General features: G+C 71.8%; 17 protein-coding genes. 9 read left to right on the top strand and 8 right to left on the bottom strand.

The features are described from left to right. Positions 1 to 7: 7 nt before the first annotated feature. From OHS33_RS09260 to OHS33_RS09250, 3 genes are all read left to right on the top strand, one after another. The gene (locus tag OHS33_RS09260) at positions 8 to 1,165 is read left to right on the top strand and encodes an acetyl-CoA C-acetyltransferase (RefSeq protein ID WP_330329895.1); all 1,158 of its coding nucleotides are present in this window, start codon (positions 8 to 10) and stop codon (positions 1,163 to 1,165) included. Between the two features lie 229 nt (positions 1,166 to 1,394). Then, a complete protein-coding gene (locus OHS33_RS09255; RefSeq protein WP_330329894.1) occupies positions 1,395 to 1,598 on the top strand; it encodes a cold-shock protein in 204 nt (67 codons plus the stop codon). Between the two features lie 99 nt (positions 1,599 to 1,697). Then, positions 1,698 to 3,389, top strand: a complete 1,692-nt coding sequence (locus tag OHS33_RS09250; protein WP_443065270.1) for a DEAD/DEAH box helicase — start codon at positions 1,698 to 1,700, stop codon at positions 3,387 to 3,389. Positions 3,390 to 3,467: 78 nt separating this feature from the next. Here OHS33_RS09250 and OHS33_RS09245 read toward each other — a convergent pair whose 3' ends face one another. Genes OHS33_RS09245 through OHS33_RS09225 form a run of 5 tightly spaced genes read right to left on the bottom strand, consistent with a single transcriptional unit; the run spans position 3,468 to position 7,945 of the window. Continuing rightward, on the bottom strand, positions 3,468 to 4,427 hold the full coding sequence (locus OHS33_RS09245) for a tyrosine-protein phosphatase (RefSeq protein WP_330329892.1): 960 nt from the start codon (positions 4,425 to 4,427) through the stop codon (positions 3,468 to 3,470). A gap of 30 nt (positions 4,428 to 4,457) precedes the next feature. After that, entirely contained in the window at positions 4,458 to 5,507 is a 1,050-nt protein-coding gene (locus OHS33_RS09240; RefSeq protein ID WP_330334973.1) for an NAD(P)H-dependent flavin oxidoreductase, read from the bottom strand. Positions 5,508 to 5,565: 58 nt separating this feature from the next. After that, positions 5,566 to 6,330, bottom strand: coding sequence for a CoA-transferase subunit beta (locus OHS33_RS09235; RefSeq protein ID WP_330329891.1), 765 nt, complete (start codon positions 6,328 to 6,330; stop codon positions 5,566 to 5,568). Continuing rightward, positions 6,327 to 7,199 (bottom strand): CoA transferase subunit A, encoded by an 873-nt coding sequence (locus OHS33_RS09230; protein WP_330329890.1) that lies wholly within the window; start codon positions 7,197 to 7,199, stop codon positions 6,327 to 6,329. Before OHS33_RS09230 ends, OHS33_RS09235 begins: the two co-directional genes overlap by 4 nt. Then, on the bottom strand, positions 7,199 to 7,945 hold the full coding sequence (locus OHS33_RS09225) for an enoyl-CoA hydratase family protein (RefSeq protein WP_330329889.1): 747 nt from the start codon (positions 7,943 to 7,945) through the stop codon (positions 7,199 to 7,201). The genes OHS33_RS09230 and OHS33_RS09225 overlap by 1 nt, the downstream gene beginning before the upstream one ends. A 56-nt stretch (positions 7,946 to 8,001) precedes the next feature. Here OHS33_RS09225 and OHS33_RS09220 point away from each other — a divergent pair, with 56 nt between their 5' ends. Together OHS33_RS09220 and OHS33_RS09215 are read left to right on the top strand one after the other, a co-directional pair. Further along, positions 8,002 to 8,811, top strand: coding sequence for an SDR family oxidoreductase (locus tag OHS33_RS09220; RefSeq protein WP_330329888.1), 810 nt, complete (start codon positions 8,002 to 8,004; stop codon positions 8,809 to 8,811). A 1-nt stretch (position 8,812) separates the two neighbouring features. Further along, complete coding sequence (locus OHS33_RS09215) at positions 8,813 to 9,721, top strand: SDR family oxidoreductase (protein WP_330329887.1); 909 nt, start codon at positions 8,813 to 8,815, stop codon at positions 9,719 to 9,721. Between the two features lie 236 nt (positions 9,722 to 9,957). Here the strand turns inward: OHS33_RS09215 and OHS33_RS09210 are convergent, their stop codons facing one another. Both OHS33_RS09210 and OHS33_RS09205 read right to left on the bottom strand, forming a co-directional pair. Continuing rightward, positions 9,958 to 10,143, bottom strand: coding sequence for a hypothetical protein (locus tag OHS33_RS09210; protein ID WP_330329886.1), 186 nt, complete (start codon positions 10,141 to 10,143; stop codon positions 9,958 to 9,960). 111 nt (positions 10,144 to 10,254) lie between these two features. Beyond that, positions 10,255 to 11,949, bottom strand: a complete 1,695-nt coding sequence (locus tag OHS33_RS09205; protein ID WP_330329885.1) for a DUF885 domain-containing protein — start codon at positions 11,947 to 11,949, stop codon at positions 10,255 to 10,257. A gap of 424 nt (positions 11,950 to 12,373) precedes the next feature. On the opposite strand from OHS33_RS09205, the gene OHS33_RS09200 reads away from it, so the two are divergent. From OHS33_RS09200 to OHS33_RS09185, 4 genes are all read left to right on the top strand, one after another. Beyond that, the gene (locus OHS33_RS09200; protein WP_330329884.1) at positions 12,374 to 13,030 is read left to right on the top strand and encodes a DUF4360 domain-containing protein; all 657 of its coding nucleotides are present in this window, start codon (positions 12,374 to 12,376) and stop codon (positions 13,028 to 13,030) included. A gap of 41 nt (positions 13,031 to 13,071) precedes the next feature. Further along, positions 13,072 to 13,731 (top strand): DUF4360 domain-containing protein, encoded by a 660-nt coding sequence (locus OHS33_RS09195; protein ID WP_330329883.1) that lies wholly within the window; start codon positions 13,072 to 13,074, stop codon positions 13,729 to 13,731. Between the two features lie 111 nt (positions 13,732 to 13,842). After that, on the top strand, positions 13,843 to 14,691 hold the full coding sequence (locus tag OHS33_RS09190) for a helix-turn-helix domain-containing protein (RefSeq protein ID WP_330329882.1): 849 nt from the start codon (positions 13,843 to 13,845) through the stop codon (positions 14,689 to 14,691). After that, positions 14,651 to 14,911 (top strand): DUF397 domain-containing protein, encoded by a 261-nt coding sequence (locus tag OHS33_RS09185; protein WP_330329881.1) that lies wholly within the window; start codon positions 14,651 to 14,653, stop codon positions 14,909 to 14,911. The genes OHS33_RS09190 and OHS33_RS09185 overlap by 41 nt, the downstream gene beginning before the upstream one ends. On the opposite strand, the gene OHS33_RS09180 is transcribed toward OHS33_RS09185, so the two are convergent. Beyond that, positions 14,908 to 15,294, bottom strand: coding sequence for a VOC family protein (locus tag OHS33_RS09180; RefSeq protein WP_330329880.1), 387 nt, complete (start codon positions 15,292 to 15,294; stop codon positions 14,908 to 14,910). The genes OHS33_RS09185 and OHS33_RS09180 overlap by 4 nt on opposite strands. Between the last annotated feature and the right edge of the window lie 190 nt (positions 15,295 to 15,484).

Here is a 15,484-nt window from a genome sequence, read left to right as displayed (position 1 = left end):
AGTCCCGATGCCCGAGGCCTACATAGTCGACGCGGTACGCACCCCCGTGGGCCGCCGCAAGGGAGGCCTGTCCGGGGTCCACCCGGCGGACCTCGGCGCCCATGTCCTCAAGGCCCTCATGGAGCGGTCCGGGGTGGACCCGGCCGCCGTCGAGGACGTGGTCTTCGGCTGCCTCGACACGGTGGGCCCGCAGGCCGGTGACATCGCCCGGACCGCGTGGCTGGCCGCGGGGCTGCCCGAGGAGGTCCCCGGCGTCACCGTCGACCGCCAGTGCGGCTCCTCCCAGCAGGCCGTCCACTTCGCGGCGCAGGGCGTCCTGTCCGGCACCCAGGACCTGGTGGTCGCGGGCGGCACCCAGAACATGTCGATGATCCCGATCGCCTTCGCCTCCCGGCAGGCCGCCGAACCGCTCGGCCTCACCGAGGGCCCCTACGCGGGCTCCGCGGGCTGGCGCGCCCGCTACGGCGACGCCCCCGTCAACCAGTTCCACGGCGCCCAGCTGATCGCCGAGAAGTGGGGGATCTCCCGCCTCGACATGGAGGAGTTCGCCCTGCGCTCGCACCAGCGGGCGCTGCGCGCCATCGACGAGGGCCGTTTCGCGCGCGAGACCGTCGCCTACGGGGACGTCCGCACCGACGAGGGCCCGCGCCGGGACACCACCCTGGAGAAGATGGCGGGCCTGAAGCCCGTCGTGGAGGGCGGCACCATCACCGCGGCCGTCTCCTCCCAGGTCTCCGACGGCGCCGCCGCGATGCTCATCGCCTCGGAGCGGGCCGTCGCCGAACACGGCCTCACCCCGCGCGCCCGCATCCACCACCTCTCGGTCCGCGGCGAGGACCCCATCCGGATGCTGTCCGCACCGATCCCCGCGACGGCGTACGCACTGAAGAAGACCGGGATGTCGCTGGCCGACATCGACCTGGTGGAGATCAACGAGGCCTTCGCGCCGGTGGTCCTCGCCTGGCTGAAGGCGACCGGAGCGGATCCCGAACGGGTGAACGTCAACGGCGGAGCGATCGCCCTGGGGCACCCGCTGGGGGCCACCGGGGTCAAGCTGATGACGACGCTGCTGCACGAGCTGGAGCGCACCGGGGGCCGCTACGGACTCCAGACGATGTGCGAAGGCGGAGGTCAGGCCAACGTGACCATCATCGAACGGCTCTGACCGCGCTCCGACCGCCCGCGCGCCCCGGCGGCCCGCCGGGGCGCGACACAGCGATGTTGGTCACACACTCGCGGCGAAGATCCCCGGCCTTCCTGTGGTACGTTGGAGACGTTGCAGTTGTGGTACCCATGAACTTTATGTGCGCCTGACGGGATTGCTCCTCAGGCGCTTTTATTGTTTCCGGCATTCTCCGGATGGGGCCCTTGCCACCTATTCAGGAGATTTAAAAATGGCACTTGGCACCGTGAAGTGGTTCAACTCGGAAAAGGGCTTCGGCTTCATCGAGCAGGACGGCGGCGGCCCGGACGTCTTCGCGCACTACTCGAACATCGCCACCCAGGGCTTCCGTGAGCTCCAGGAGGGCCAGCGCGTGTCCTTCGAGGTCACCCAGGGCCAGAAGGGCCCGCAGGCCGAGAACATCCTGCCTGCCTGACGCTCTTCGCACGGCCGGGGTCCGCACCGTGAGGTGCGGGCCCCGGCCTGTGTGTTGTTACGTCGCTTGTTTCTGCCGGTTCCAGGAGGGCTTTCCCGCATGACCAGCTCCAGCTCCGCACGTCCCAGCCGCCGTCCCGTCAGGGGTCGGGGTGCTGCTCAGGGACGTCCGAAGGCTGGCGGCGGCCGGCCCAAGGGCGGTTCCGCCCAGCCTGCCCGGCCGCAGGAATTCACCATGCCGGACCCGATCGCTCCGGCCCTCCCCCCGGTGGCCGCCTTCGCGGACCTCGACATGCCCGCCGCGCTGCTGAAGACCCTCGCCGCGCAGGGTGTCACCGAGCCGTTCCCGATCCAGGCCTCCACCCTCCCGAACTCCCTCGCGGGCCGTGACCTCCTCGGCCGCGGGCGCACCGGCTCCGGCAAGACCCTCGCCTTCGGCCTGGCCCTGCTGGCCCGTACGGCCGGCCGCCGCGCCCAGCCGAAGGCGCCGCTCGCGCTGGTCCTCGTACCGACCCGTGAGCTGGCCCAGCAGGTGACGGACGCGCTGACGCCGTACGCCACCGCCGTGAACCTGCGCATCACCACCGTCGTCGGCGGCATGTCGATCAACCGGCAGTCCGGCGCCCTGCGCCGCGGCGCCGAGGTCCTCGTCGCCACCCCCGGCCGCCTGAAGGACCTCATCGAGCGCGGCGACGCGACCCTCGACCAGGTCTCGATCACGGTCCTCGACGAAGCCGACCAGATGACCGACATGGGCTTCATGCCGCAGGTCACCGCGCTGCTCAAGCAGGTCGAGCCCGGCGGTCAGCGGATGCTCTTCTCCGCGACCCTGGACAAGAACGTCGACAAACTGGTCAAGATGTTCCTGGACGACCCGGTCTCGCACTCCGTGGACCCGTCGGCCGGCGCCGTCACCACGATGGAGCACCACGTCCTGTACGTCATGGACGAGACCGACAAGAAGGCCGTGGCGACGCGTATAGCCGCTCGCGACGGCCGGGTGATCATGTTCGTCGACACCAAGCGCGGGGTCGACCGCATGGTCAAGAAGCTCCTCGCGGACGGCGTCCGCGCCTCCGGCCTGCACGGCGGCCGCTCGCAGCCGCAGCGCAACCGCACCCTCGACTGGTTCAAGACGGGCGAGGTGACCGCCCTGGTCGCCACCAACGTCGCGGCCCGCGGCATCCACATCGACGACCTCGACCTCGTCGTCAACGTGGACCCGCCGACCGACCACAAGGACTACCTGCACCGCGGCGGCCGTACCGCCCGCGCCGGTGAGTCCGGCAGCGTGATCACGCTGGTCCTGCCCGAGCAGAAGCGCGAGATGACCCGGCTCATGTCGGACGCGGGCATCAACCCCCGCACCGCGCAGATCCGCTCCTCGGACGAGGAACTGGTCCGCCTCACCGGCGCCCGCGTGCCCTCCGGCATCCCCGTCGTGATGGAGGTGCCGCAGCCCACCCCGGCCAAGCCCCGCACCGGCACCAAGAGCGGTGGCGGCCAGGGCGCGCGCCGTCGCTCCGGCGGCCCGCAGGGCGCCGGCTCCGGTTCCGCGTCGGGCTCGGGCGAGCGTCCGCGCCGCGCCCGCGGCACGGCCGGCGTCTCCGCGCCCTCCGGCGGCTCCGCCGCCGGTGGCCAGGGCCGCCGCAGCGGTGGCTCCGGCGCGGCGGGCGGCGCGTCCGCCCGCACCCGCACCGGTGGCGGCGCCCAGGGCGCGAGCCAGGGCTTCGGCCAGGGCCGTCGCCGCGCGACCGGCGGCGGCGCCGGTTCGGGCCGTCCCAGCGCCTGACGATCCAGTACCTGTACGACGAGAACGCCGGGCAGCGCATGATGCGCTGCCCGGCGTTCTCGCGTTCCCGGCCGGGTCCTACGACCGGACCAGCTTCGTCTGGAGCTTCGCCAGGGTCTTCAGGTCCAGCCCGAGGCCGTCCGTCAGATAGCCGTAGAAGCTCCCGTAGTCGGCCTCCAGCTGCGCCGTCGCCGAGTCCAGGTAGTCCTGGCGGACCTCCTGGAGCGGGATCAGCAGGTCCGGGTTCTGCATCCGGCCGGACTGTTTGAGCCCCGCCCGGACCTGGGCGTCGTACGCCGCGCGGAAGGTGTTCGAGGCCAGGTAGTCGCGCTCGGCCGTGGGCTGCGGCACGGCCAGGGCCCGCAGGAGGACGTAGCTCATCCAGCCCGTCCGGTCCTTGCCGGAGGTGCAGTGGTAGAGCAGCGGTCCCTGCGCGCCGTCCGCGATCTCCCGCAGGGTCGCCGCGAACTGCGCCCGGCTGTCGGGGCTGGTGACGAAGGTGCGGTAGATGTCGCGCATGTAGGCCTCGGCGCGGCCGCCGCCGAGGATCTGCTCCTGCTTGACCGGGTCGCCGGTGGCGATGGCGCCGACCAGGGTCCCGTACAGGCCCAGGTCGCTGACCTGGCGCGACGTGGGGGTCAGCCCGGCGGGCAGCCGGTCGGCGCCGTCGTACTGGAGTTCCATGGGGATGCGGAAATCGACGACCTTCGTGAGGCCGAGACCGGAGACCGTGGTGAGGTCCGCGTCGGTCAGCTTGCTCAGCGCGTCGGAACGGTAGACGAGGCCCTGGCGGACCTGGCCGCCGAGGAGGGTGCGGTACCCGCCGATGTCACGGACGTTGACCGCGCCCTGGAGGGGGATCTGGCGGATCGTTTCCGCCAGCTGCTGCTGGTACGGGTACGGGTACGGGTACGGGTGCTGCTGGTGCCGGGCGGTGGCCGTCGGCGCGGCGTACGCGGCGCCGACGGGCAGGGTGCCGACGGCGAGCGCGGAGAGAAGCACTCCGGTCGCCGCCAGGCGGATTCGGGCACGGCTCATCGATGCGACTCCTGAGGGGGAGAAGGGGGATCACCCTGCCGGAGGCAGGGCGCGGAGCACTGCGTGTGCCTCGGCCATGACGCGGGCGACGAGTTCCGCACAGGACGGAAGGTCCTCGATCACGCCCGCGACCTGGCCGGATGCCATGACGCCGAGGTCCGTACGGCCCTCGACCATGGACGCCTTGAGGAGCATGGGGGTGTTGGCGGCGAGCAGGACCTGGCTCCAGGACAGGTCCTTGCCGTGTTTCATCGCGAGCCCGTCGCGGACCATCTGCGGCCAGCTCAGCCCCGAGATCCGGCGGAAGGCCGCCGCGTGCCGGACCGCCTTGGCCAGCGCCCGGGTACGGCCCGCCCGCTCCAGGGAGATGACCAGCTCGCTGCGCAGCATCCGGTGCGGCAGCCCGTCCACGGCCGTCGTCACCGTGACGTCCTTGACGCCCGCCGCGAGGTAGCGCGCCTTGACCGGGTCCGGGACGGTCGAATCGGAGGTCAGCAGGAACCGGGTGCCCATCGCGATGCCCGCCGCCCCGAAGGCGAGGGCGGCGACCAGACCGCGCCCGTCGCGGAAGCCGCCCGCGGCGATCACCGGGATGTCCACCGCGTCCACGACCTGCGGCAGCAGTACGGTCGTGGCCACGTCCCCGGTGTGCCCGCCGCCCTCCCCGCCCTGCACGATCACGGCGTCCGCGCCCCAGGCCGCGACCTTCTCCGCGTGCCGGCGCGCCCCGATGGACGGGATGACCACCACGCCCGCGTCCTTGAGCCGCGCGATCAGCTCCCTGGACGGCGCGAGCGCGAAGGACGCGACGCGCACCCCCTCGTCGATGATCAGCTGCGCCCGCTCGGCCGCGTCCCCGGCGTCCGCGCGCAGATTGACCCCGAAGGGTGCCTGCGTACGGGACTTGACCTCCTGCACCGCGCTGCGCAGCTGGTCGACGGTCATCGTGGCGGAGGCCAGGATGCCGAGCGCGCCGGCGTTGGCGGCGGCGGACACCAGGCGCGGGCCCGCGACCCAGCCCATGCCGGTCTGGACGATGGGGTGCTCGATGCCGACGAGCTTGGTGAGGGCGGTCTCCATCACGGTCTCCATCCGGTCTCCGTCACGGTGTCCATCGAGGCCTCCATCGCGGCCTCCATTACGCGGGCACCTCGCGCAGGCGGGTGGCGCGCGGGTCGAGTTCCTCGTGGATCAGGCGCAGTTCGGCGGCGGTCGGCTCGCGGGTGTACGCGCATTCCCCCTCGCTGATCCCCGTGAGGTCGAAGCCGGTGGCCGCGCGGACCTCCTCGACCGTCACCCCCGGGTGCAGGGAGGCGATCCGCATCGAGCGGTCCGGGGTCTCGAAGTCGAACACGCCGAGGTTGGTCACCACGCGCGGGATGCGGTGGAAGCGGGTCGCGGAGGGGCCCGCCGCGGCGGCGCGGTCGTAGCCCACGCCCGAGACCATGTCCACGCGCTCCACGAACACCCGCGAGGAGTGCTTGGGGATCCAGTAACTCACCGGATTGTTCAGGGTGTTGACGGGGGCCCCGCGCACGCCGAGCAGCTGCCGGGCGGGCTGCTCCCAGTCGCCGATGCAGGAGATGTTCTGGTTCCCGAACCGGTCGATCTGGCTCGCGCCCATCATCACGTGCCGCTTGCCGCCGGTGACCATGGCCAGGTGCTGGCGGTAGGGCAGCCAGCCCTCGATGGCCCCGTCCGGGCCGACCAGGAACGCCTCGCCGTTGGTCAGCAGCAGGTCGGGGGAGAAGGTGCGGCGGGCGAGCCGGGCGCCGATGGAGGGGATCAGGCCCATGGGGCTCGCGAGCACCTCGCCGTTGTCCCGCCAGGCCTCGGCGCAGGCGATCACGCAGTGGTCGGCGCGGGTGGCCGCGGAAGTCGCTGCTGTCGCTGGGGTCGTCACTGCTGCTCCTCGTGCCAGGCCTGGACGGCGGACTGGTAGGCCTTCTCGTTGCCGGACAGGAAGCGGGCGGTGAACTCCGCCCAGGCGGCCGGATCGGCGGCCGCGGCGGCGTACGCCTTCTGGAAGGGCTCGTCGCGCTCGTAGTCGGGGGCGCAGGTGGTGAAGTGCGCGCCGTGCGGGGTCTCGACGACCCCGGTGACCGAGTGCCGCTTGATCAGCAGGGTCTGCGGGGCGGCCGCGCGGGTCAGCTCGGCGGTCTCGACGAGGCGTTCGCAGGAGACGTACGCCGTGTCGGCTGCCTCGCAGAAGAGGTCGTCGAAGTACGGGTCGGGGCCCAGGTACTGGCCGTTGCCCGCGCGGTCGGCGCGGTTCACGTGGACCAGGGCCGCGTCCATGCGCAGGGCGGGTACGGCGACGAACTCCTCGCCGTCGGCGTAGGGGGAGGTGACCGTGCGCAGCTCGGGGTTGACCCGCATCACGTCGGAGCCGAGGCCGGCCCGGACGGGGAGGAAGGGCAGCCGGTTCGCGGCGGCGGTCAGGCCCCACATGAACATGGCCTCGTCGATCTCGGTGAGGTCGAAGGCGCCGCGTTCGCGGGCGGCCCGGAAGTGGGGTTCGAGGGGGATGGAGTCGAGGGTGGTGAAGGCGGCCACCAGCTTGCGGATCTTCCCGGCCGCGGCCAGCAGGCCGACGTCGGGCCCGCCGTAGGAGATCACGGTGAGATCGGTGATCTCGGACCGGAGCAGTGCTCTGACCAGGGCCATCGGCTTGCGGCGCGAACCCCAGCCGCCGATCCCGACCGTCATTCCGCTGCGCAGCCGCCCGACCACCTCTTCGGGGGACATGATCTTGTCGGTCTTGTCGCTCATCAGCGCTCCTCGCCTCCGAAGGTGTCGCGGACCCGGTCGGCGACCCCGCTGAGATTGGCCTCGAAGGTGAAGCCCTGCTCGAAGCGGTAGCTGCGCCGCACGTCCACGGGGTCGATGCCGTTGATCGCCGCCTTGGCCAGGCGGATCAGATAGCCGTCCTTGAGCGCGATCTCGGCGGCCAGCTCCAGGGCCGCCGCGCGCAGGGCGCCCGGCGGAACCACCTTCCACACCGAGCCGTGCGCGTGCAGTTCGGCGGCCGTCGCGGTGCGCGAGGTGTAGTACAGGGCGCGCATCAGGTGCTGGGGGACCAGCCGGGACAGGTGGGTGGCCGCGCCGAGCGCGCCCCGGTCCAGCTCCGGCAGCCCGAAGGTGGCGTCGTCGCCGGCGACGATCGCGTCCGCGTTGCCGACCAGGCCGATGCCGCCGCCCAGGCAGAAGCCGTGCACGGCGGCGACCACCGGGACCTCGCATTCGTACACGGCCGCGAAGGCCTCGTAGCAGCCGCGGTTGGCGCCGATGAGCGCGCCGTGCCCGGTGTCGCGCTGCATCTCCTTGATGTCGACGCCCGCGTTGAAGCCGCGGCCCTCGGCGGCCAGGACCACGCAGCGGACCTCGGGGTCGCGGCCCGCGGCGCGCAGGGCGTCGGCGAGGTCGTACCAGCCTTGTACGGGCAGGGCGTTGACCGGTGGGTAGTCGACTGTGACGAGTGCGATGCCCTTGCCGGGGCTTGAGGTGGAGACACCCATGAGCGGATCAGCTACCTTTCCACCAAACGTTTGTTAGGGGAGGAAGGTAGCAGCCCATGGAGCTGGACGGGAGGGTCGTCGTCGTCACCGGCGGCACCCGGGGCGTCGGCGCCGGGATCGCCCGGTCGTTCCTCGCGGCGGGCGCGCGGGTCGTCGTATGCGCCCGCCGCCCCCCGGACGAGCCGGTGGTGGCGGACGGTCGCGAGGCCCTCTTCCAGGCCCTCGACCTGCGCGATCCGGCGGCGGTGGGGGAGTTCTTCGCGGCCGTCGCCGAGCGGTACGGGCGCCTCGACTGCCTGGTCAACAACGCGGGCGGCACCCCCTACCGGCTGCTCGGCGAGGGCGAGGCGGAACGGCACGCGCGGGTCCTCGCCCTCAACCTGACCGCCCCGATGACCGCCTCGCTCGCCGCGTACCCGTTCCTGCGGGAGGCGGGCGGCCCGGCGGGCGGCTCGGCAGGCGGCTCGGTGGTCATGATCGGCAGCGTCAGCGGCACCCGCCCCTCGCCGGGCACCGCCGCCTACGGGGCCGCGAAGGCCGGGCTGGAGAACCTGGCCCGCTCGATGGCCGTCGAATGGGCCCCCGACGTACGCGTCAACACCCTGGTGCTGGGCATGGTCCGCACCGAACTGTCCCACCTGCACTACGGGGACGAGAGCGGGATCGCGGCCGTCGGCGCCACCGTCCCGCTCGGCCGCCTCGCCGAACCCTCCGACGTGGGCGCGGCGGCCGTCTTCCTGGCCTCCGACCGAGCCGCGTACGTGAGCGGCGCGAGCCTGCTGCTGCACGGCGGCGGCGAACGCCCCGCCTTCCTGGACGCCGCCACCGCAAACAAGGACACGAACACGGACACCAAGGAGAACTGACATGGGCATTGCCGCTGACCGGGTAGTGATCGTGACGGGCGCGGGGCGGGGGCTGGGCCGGGCCCACGCGCTGGCCTTCGCGGCGGAGGGGGCGCGGGTCGTCGTCAACGACCTCGGGGTCGGCCTCGACGGCCTGCCGGGGCCGGACAGCCCGGCCGCGCTGGTGGTGGCGGAGATCCGCGCGCTGGGCGGCGAGGCGGTGGCCCACGGCGGGGACATCGCGACGGCCGGGGGCGCGGCCTCGCTGGTCGAGTGCGCGCTCGACGCCTTCGGGCGGCTCGACACGCTGGTCAACAACGCCGGGTTCCTGCGGGACCGGATGCTCGTGAACCTGGACGAGGACGACTGGGACGCGGTCATGCGGGTCCACGTGAAGGGGCACTTCCTGCCGCTCAAGCACGCGGCGGCGCACTGGCGGGCCGAGTCCAAGGCGGGCCGCGAGGTGGCGGCCCGGGTCGTCAACACCTCGTCCGGGGCCGGGCTGCTGGGCTCCGTCGGCCAGGGCAACTACAGCGCGGCCAAGGCGGGGATCCTCGGCCTGACCCTGGTCGCGGCGGCGGAGATGGGGCGGTACGGGGTCCAGGTCAACGCGATAGCCCCGGCGGCGCGGACGAGGATGACGGAGGCGGCCTTCGCGGACACCATGGCGGCCCCTCTCCCCGGAGCCTTCGACGCGATGGCCCCGGAGAACGTCTCCCCGCTGGTGGTGTGGCTCGGCTCCGACGCCTCGGCGGGGGTCACGGGCCGAGTCTTCGAATCAGAAGGCGGCCGTATCACCGTAATGGAGGGCTGGCGCCCGGGCCCCACCGCCGACCGCGGGTCCCGCTGGACCCCCGCGGAAGCGGGCGAGGCGGCCGCGAAACTCCTCTCCGCCTCCGAGCCCCCGCACCCGGTGTACGGGGCCCGGTAGCGCACGGCCGCGCCAGCCCCGCCAGGCCACCCCCAGCCTCGCCGGCGTTTGAGGCGCCCCCGGAGGGCAGAGCCGCCCGGCGTTTGAGGCGCACCCGTTGTACGGGGCTGGCGTCGCCTCCGGCGGGCCCTCAAACGCCGGGCAGGCTGGAATCGGCCCCCGGGCCGGGGCCCTCAAACGCCGGGCGGGCTGATGAGGCGGCCCTCAAACACCGGGCAGGCTGGTTTGGCGTCGGCTCAGCCGTCCACGTGGATGTGCCGGAGCGGGTAGAACTTGCCCGTCAGGGTCTGGTTCTTGCTGAACGGCTGCACCCGCACGTCACCCTTGGTGGGCGCGTAGCTGAACCACCCCGAGTGGTTGCCGGTGCCCAGGGATGTGACGTTCGCCGAAGACGTTGCGGACCGGCACCGCACCTCGCGCAATGGCCACCTGGCGCAACCTCGCCATCGGCGCCCTCCGCCTGGCCGGCAGAACGAACATGGCCGCCGACTCCGGCACACCGCCCGCGACTACGCCGAAGCCCCGCGTCGGGGCTACAGCGCCGCGAGGTTGTCGACCAGATCGTCGAGGCCCAGGGAACCCTGGGAGAGCGCCTTCATGTGCCAGGTCTTGAGGTCGAAGGAGGCCCCCTGGCGCCGCTGGGCGGCTTCTCGACCCGCCAGCCAGGCGCGTTCGCCGAGCTTGTATCCGATGGCCTGGCCCGGCCAGCCCAGGTAACGGTCGATCTGGCCGATCCGCTCCTCGGCGGGGGTGCCGTTGTAGGTGGCCATGAACTCCGTGGCCAGCGCCGGAGTCCAGCGCTCGCCGGGGTGGAAGCCGGAGTCGGCGGGGATGGTGAGGCGCAGGTGCATGCCGATGTCGATGATCACCCGGATGGTCCGCAGCATCTGCTCGTCCAGGAAGCCCATGCGATAGCCCGGGTCGGCGAAGTACCCCAGGTCGTCCATGAGCCGCTCGGCGTACAGTGCCCAGCCCTCGATGTTGGCGCTGACGATGCCCAGCGTGGCCTGGTAGCGGCTCAGCCGGTCGGCCATGGCGACCCACTGGGCGAGCTGCAGGTGGTGGCCGGGCACGCCCTCGTGGTACCAGGTGCTGACGAGCTGCCAGGTCGGGAAGGACTCCCGGCCGAGGGTGGGCAGGTAGGTCCGGCCGGGGCGGCTGAAGTCGAGGCTGGGGCCCGAGTAGTAGGGCCCCCCGACGCTCCCTGCAGGTGCGATCAGGGACTCGACCTTGCGTATCGGGTCGGCGAAGTCGAAGTGGTGGCCGTCGAGGGCGTCGATCGCCTCGTCCATGATCCGCTGCAGCCAGTCGCGGATGCCCTCCTCGCCCTTGACCGCGTGGCCGTGCTGCTCAAGGTGGTGCATGGCTTCCAGAGGAGTCGAGCCGGGCAGGACGCGGTCGGCCTCGATCCGCATCTCGGCAAGCGTCCCGTGGAACTCGCTCCAGGCCCACTCGTAGGCCTCGTCCAGGTCGAGGTCGGCACCGGTGCAGTAGCGGACGGCGCGCAGGTAGCGCTCGCGGCCGACGGCGTCCGGCGTGCGGGCGGCGGCGGGGGCGTAGGTATCCCGCATCCAATCCCGGAACTCCGCGACTGCGGCGGTGGCTCGTAGGGCGGCGGTGTCCAGTTCGGTGCGCAGCGACTCGGGGCCGTCCGCGACGAAGTCGGCGAACCAACCGGCGCCGCCGCCGCCCGCCTGCCGTCCAGCCGTCTGTCCGGTCCAGGCGGTGAGCTGGCTGATGACCACGGCCACCTGCCGAGGAGCGGCGAGCAAATCGCGGGAGATCCCCTCGGTGATGGTCGTCCGGTAGCCGTCGAGCGCACCGGGGAGATTGCGCAGCCTTCCGGCCACGGCGGCCCAGTCCTCGTCGGTGGCGGTGGGCATGAAGGTGAAGATGTCGCGCACCTGGTGGACGTGTGCACCGATCGCGCGCAGCTGGCGGAAGTTGTCACCGGAGTCCTGCACGGCGAGCTCGGCGGTGAGACGCTCCCGCAGCAGCCGGGCACAGGCCTGCTCGGCGGGGTCGACCGTCACCGGGGCGGCATCGAGGGCGGCGAGGGCACGGCGGGCGATTTCGGCGTGGGCCTCGAAGCCCTCCGGCGAGAGGTCCGGCTGCCGCTCGTCGCCCGGGTGCAGGCCCAGCCACGCGGCTTCCAGCGGGTCGTGCGCCGCAACCTGGTTGAGGTAGCTGTCGGCGATGGCGCGCGGGCCGATCGATTCGTCTGTCATGCAGTCATCATGACGTGCCGTCATCCGGACTGGTCACACTGCTCGCCTCGGCCGGCTTCTGGCTCTGCTCGACGCGGTCGTACGGTCTCCGCTCGTAGGCGGCGGTGGGGTCTTGGGCGAAAGTCGGAGCCACCCCCCATCGCATCAAGAGCCACTCCGTTTGGCGGAGTTGGGGGACCGCTCCTTGGTTCCGGACATTCCCGGGGGAGGGGCGGACCCGGGCTCGGGGTGGTGCGCTGATGGGGAGGTCCGGGCGGGGAGCGGAGGCGTGGGTTCGGGCCAGGGGGGCGGGGATGGGCCGGGGGCGGGGGCGTTGTCCGTATCCCGTCCTTACCGGGCCGACCCCGCCGTGGTGGCATGTGCATGCCCAAGGCGGATCCGCATTCCGGATCCGTACGCGCACCCACCGGACGGAGTACCGGACATGCCCCTGCGCAGACTGGCCCTCGGGGCCGCGGCCCTGACCCTGACGGCCGTGGCCGTCCCCAGCGCCACCGCCCAGGCCGACGACACCGCCTACGTGCCACCCGGCCGGGTCACCGTGGAGGTGGTCGGGGCGAACGGCTCCGGCTGCCCCCTGGGTACGGCCGATGTCGCCGCCTCGCCCGACAACACCGCCTTCACCGTCACCTACAGCGACTACCTCGCCCAGACCGGAGCGGGCGCGGGCGGCACGGAATTCCGCAAGAACTGCCAGCTCGCCCTACGGGTCCACGTCCCCCAGGGCTTCACCTACGCCATCGCCCGCGCCGACTACCGCGGCTTCGCCAGCCTCCAGCGCGGCGCCTACGGGCAGGAGCGCGCCGGGTACTACTTCCAGGGCGCCTCACAGACGGCCCGTACGACCCACCAGTTCGGGGGCCCGTACTCGGACAACTGGCAGTCCAGCGACCAGACCGGTTACGCCGACCTCGTCTGGGCCGCCTGCGGCGAGGACCGCATCCTCAACGTCAACACCGAACTCCGCGTCTACGCGGGCACGTCCAGCCCGCAGACCCTGAACTTCATGAGCATGGATTCGACGGACGGCAGCGTCAACACCGTCTACCACTTCGAGTGGAAGCAGTGTCCGGCCGCCTGAAACCCGCCCGTACCACCACCTCACGGCCAGGAGTGACATCGATGTCTCCTTCCCTGTCCCGAACCCTGCTCGCCGCCGCGGCGACCGCCGCGCTGCTCGTCACCGCGGCCCCGGCCCACGCGACACCGATCACCGTCCCGCCCGACAAGATCGTGATCGAACTCGCCACCGTCAACGGCTCCGGCTGCCGCGAAGGCACCGCGCAGGTCGCCGTCGCGCCGGACAACACGGCCTTCACGGTCACCTACAGCGAGTACCTCGCCCAGGTCGGCCCTGGCGCCCCGCCCACCGCCTTCCGCAAGAACTGCCAGCTCAACCTGCGCGTGCACGTGCCGTCCGGCTTCACCTACGCGATCGTCCAGGCCGACTACCGCGGCTTCGCCTCCCTCCAGCGCGGCGCGTCGGGGCAGGAACGCGCGGGCTACTACTTCCAGGGCATGCCGCAGACGACCCAGCGCAGCCACCAGTTCACGGGCCCGCTGGACGACAACTGGCAGTCGACCGACAAGACCGAGTACTCCGACCTGGTCTGGGCCCCCTGTGGCGAGCAGCGCAACTTCAACATCAACACGGAGCTGCGCGTGAACGCCGGGACGTCCAGCCCGACCTCGACCAATTTCATGGCCATGGACTCCACGGACGCGAGCGTGAACACGCTCTACCACCTGGCCTGGCAGGTCTGCCCGGCGCCGAGGGCGTAACCCGTTGGTGGGCGGTTGCCCGGTTTCCGGTACCGGGGTGCGGTGGGGTCGTTACGCTCGGTCGCTGACCGGAACGTACGCCGCACGGCGTGTACTTGGGGGTGACCGCCCATGGTCTGTATTCGCGAACTCGATCCCGACGCCTCTCCGCTGGACTACTACGGCGCAGAGCTACGGCGTCTGCGGGAGGCTGCCGGGCTGAAGCAGACGGAACTCGGCGACATCATCTACTGCACCGGGTCCCTGGTCGGGCAGATCGAGACCACCCGGAGGATCCCGACCCGGGAATTCTCGGACCGGGTGGATGTGGCGCTGGGCACGGATGGGCAGTTCGGCCGCCTGGTGGGGCTGGTATTGAGGAGCCAGCTGCCGTCCTGGTTCCAGGCGTACGCCAAGCTGGAGGCGAGGGCGGCGTACATCTCCACCTACCAGGCTCAGGTGGTGTACGGGCTGCTGCAGACGGAGGCCTACGCGCGCGCGGTGCTGGGCGCCGACCGGCCCAAGAACCTCGACGACCTCGTCGCGGCCCGGTTGGACCGGCAGCGCATCCTGGATCAGGAGTGCCCGCCTGCGGTCTGGGTCGTGCTGGACGAGGCGACGCTGCTCCGGGAGGTCGGAGGCCGGGACGTGATGCGAGAGCAACTCCGCCACCTGTTGACCTTCCGTGACCGGCAGTGGCTGCAGATCCAGGTGCTTCCCTTCTCGACCGGCCAACACAGCGCAACTCGTGGGTCGTTCAACCTCCTGCGCTTCGATAGTGACCCTGACCTCTTCTACGCCGAGAGCTACGACATCGGGCACATGACCGCCAACCCGCAAGTGATCAAGGAGCGTTCGGTCGGTTACGCTCGCTTGCAGGCCGACGCGCTCTCAGTGGAGGACTCGGCGGCACTTATTGCCCGAGTAGTGGAGGAGCGCTATGGATACCACCCTGAACCTGGCGGGTGCGCAATGGCGTAAGGCGTCGTACAGCGGCTCCGGTGGCGGCGACTGCGTCGAATGCGCCCCGCTCGGCCCCGCCGCCTGGCGCAAGGCTTCGTACAGCGGCAACACTGGCGGCGACTGCGTCGAGGTCGCCCCCCAGCCACACCTCGTGGCCGTTCGGGACTCCAAGGTCCCGAACGGCCCCGTGTTCACCGTCGGCCGCACCGCCTTCGCGGCCTTCGTCGAGGCTCTCTAGCCGCGCTGGCGCAGGGAGATGCGGTTGCCGTCGGGGTCCACGGCCTCGATGCGGACGCCGTACGGGTACGACTCCGGTTCAGCCCGGTCGAAGGTGACCCCGCGGTCGCGGAGCACCTTGAAGTCCTCCAGCAGGTCGTCCGATTCGAGGATGACCGGGCCGGGCGTGGTGTTCGGCACCACCTCGGCCGGCTGGCCCGCGGCCGCCGCGTGGGACCACAGGATGAGTTCCACCGGGCTGCCCGGGACGGCCACGGTGAGGAAGCGGCCGTCGGGTCCCGGGTAGTCGATGCGCTTCTCCAGGCCGAGCTGCTCCGTGTAGAAGCTCAGCGCGCGGTCCTGGTCGGTGACGTAGAGCGTGACGTACATGATGTTGGTCAGCATGGTGATGTCCTTCCGTCGGTCCACCGGTGGGTCGGTGCCACCTCACTGACGGATCCCGGCGGCCGAATGTGACGGCCCGGGCAAACGGACCGGACCCGGCCCCCTGGCGGGAGGTCGGGTCCGGTGTCCACTCATGCGACGGGGTATCACTACCCACTACACCCACTCGCTGAACCGCAGCCGGCCCATC

The sequence above is a fragment of the Streptomyces sp. NBC_00536 genome (assembly GCF_036346295.1).
GTDB lineage: Bacteria > Actinomycetota > Actinomycetes > Streptomycetales > Streptomycetaceae > Streptomyces.
The sequence above is the reverse complement of the archived record's forward strand: the minus strand, read 5'-3'. Positions and strand labels throughout refer to the sequence as shown.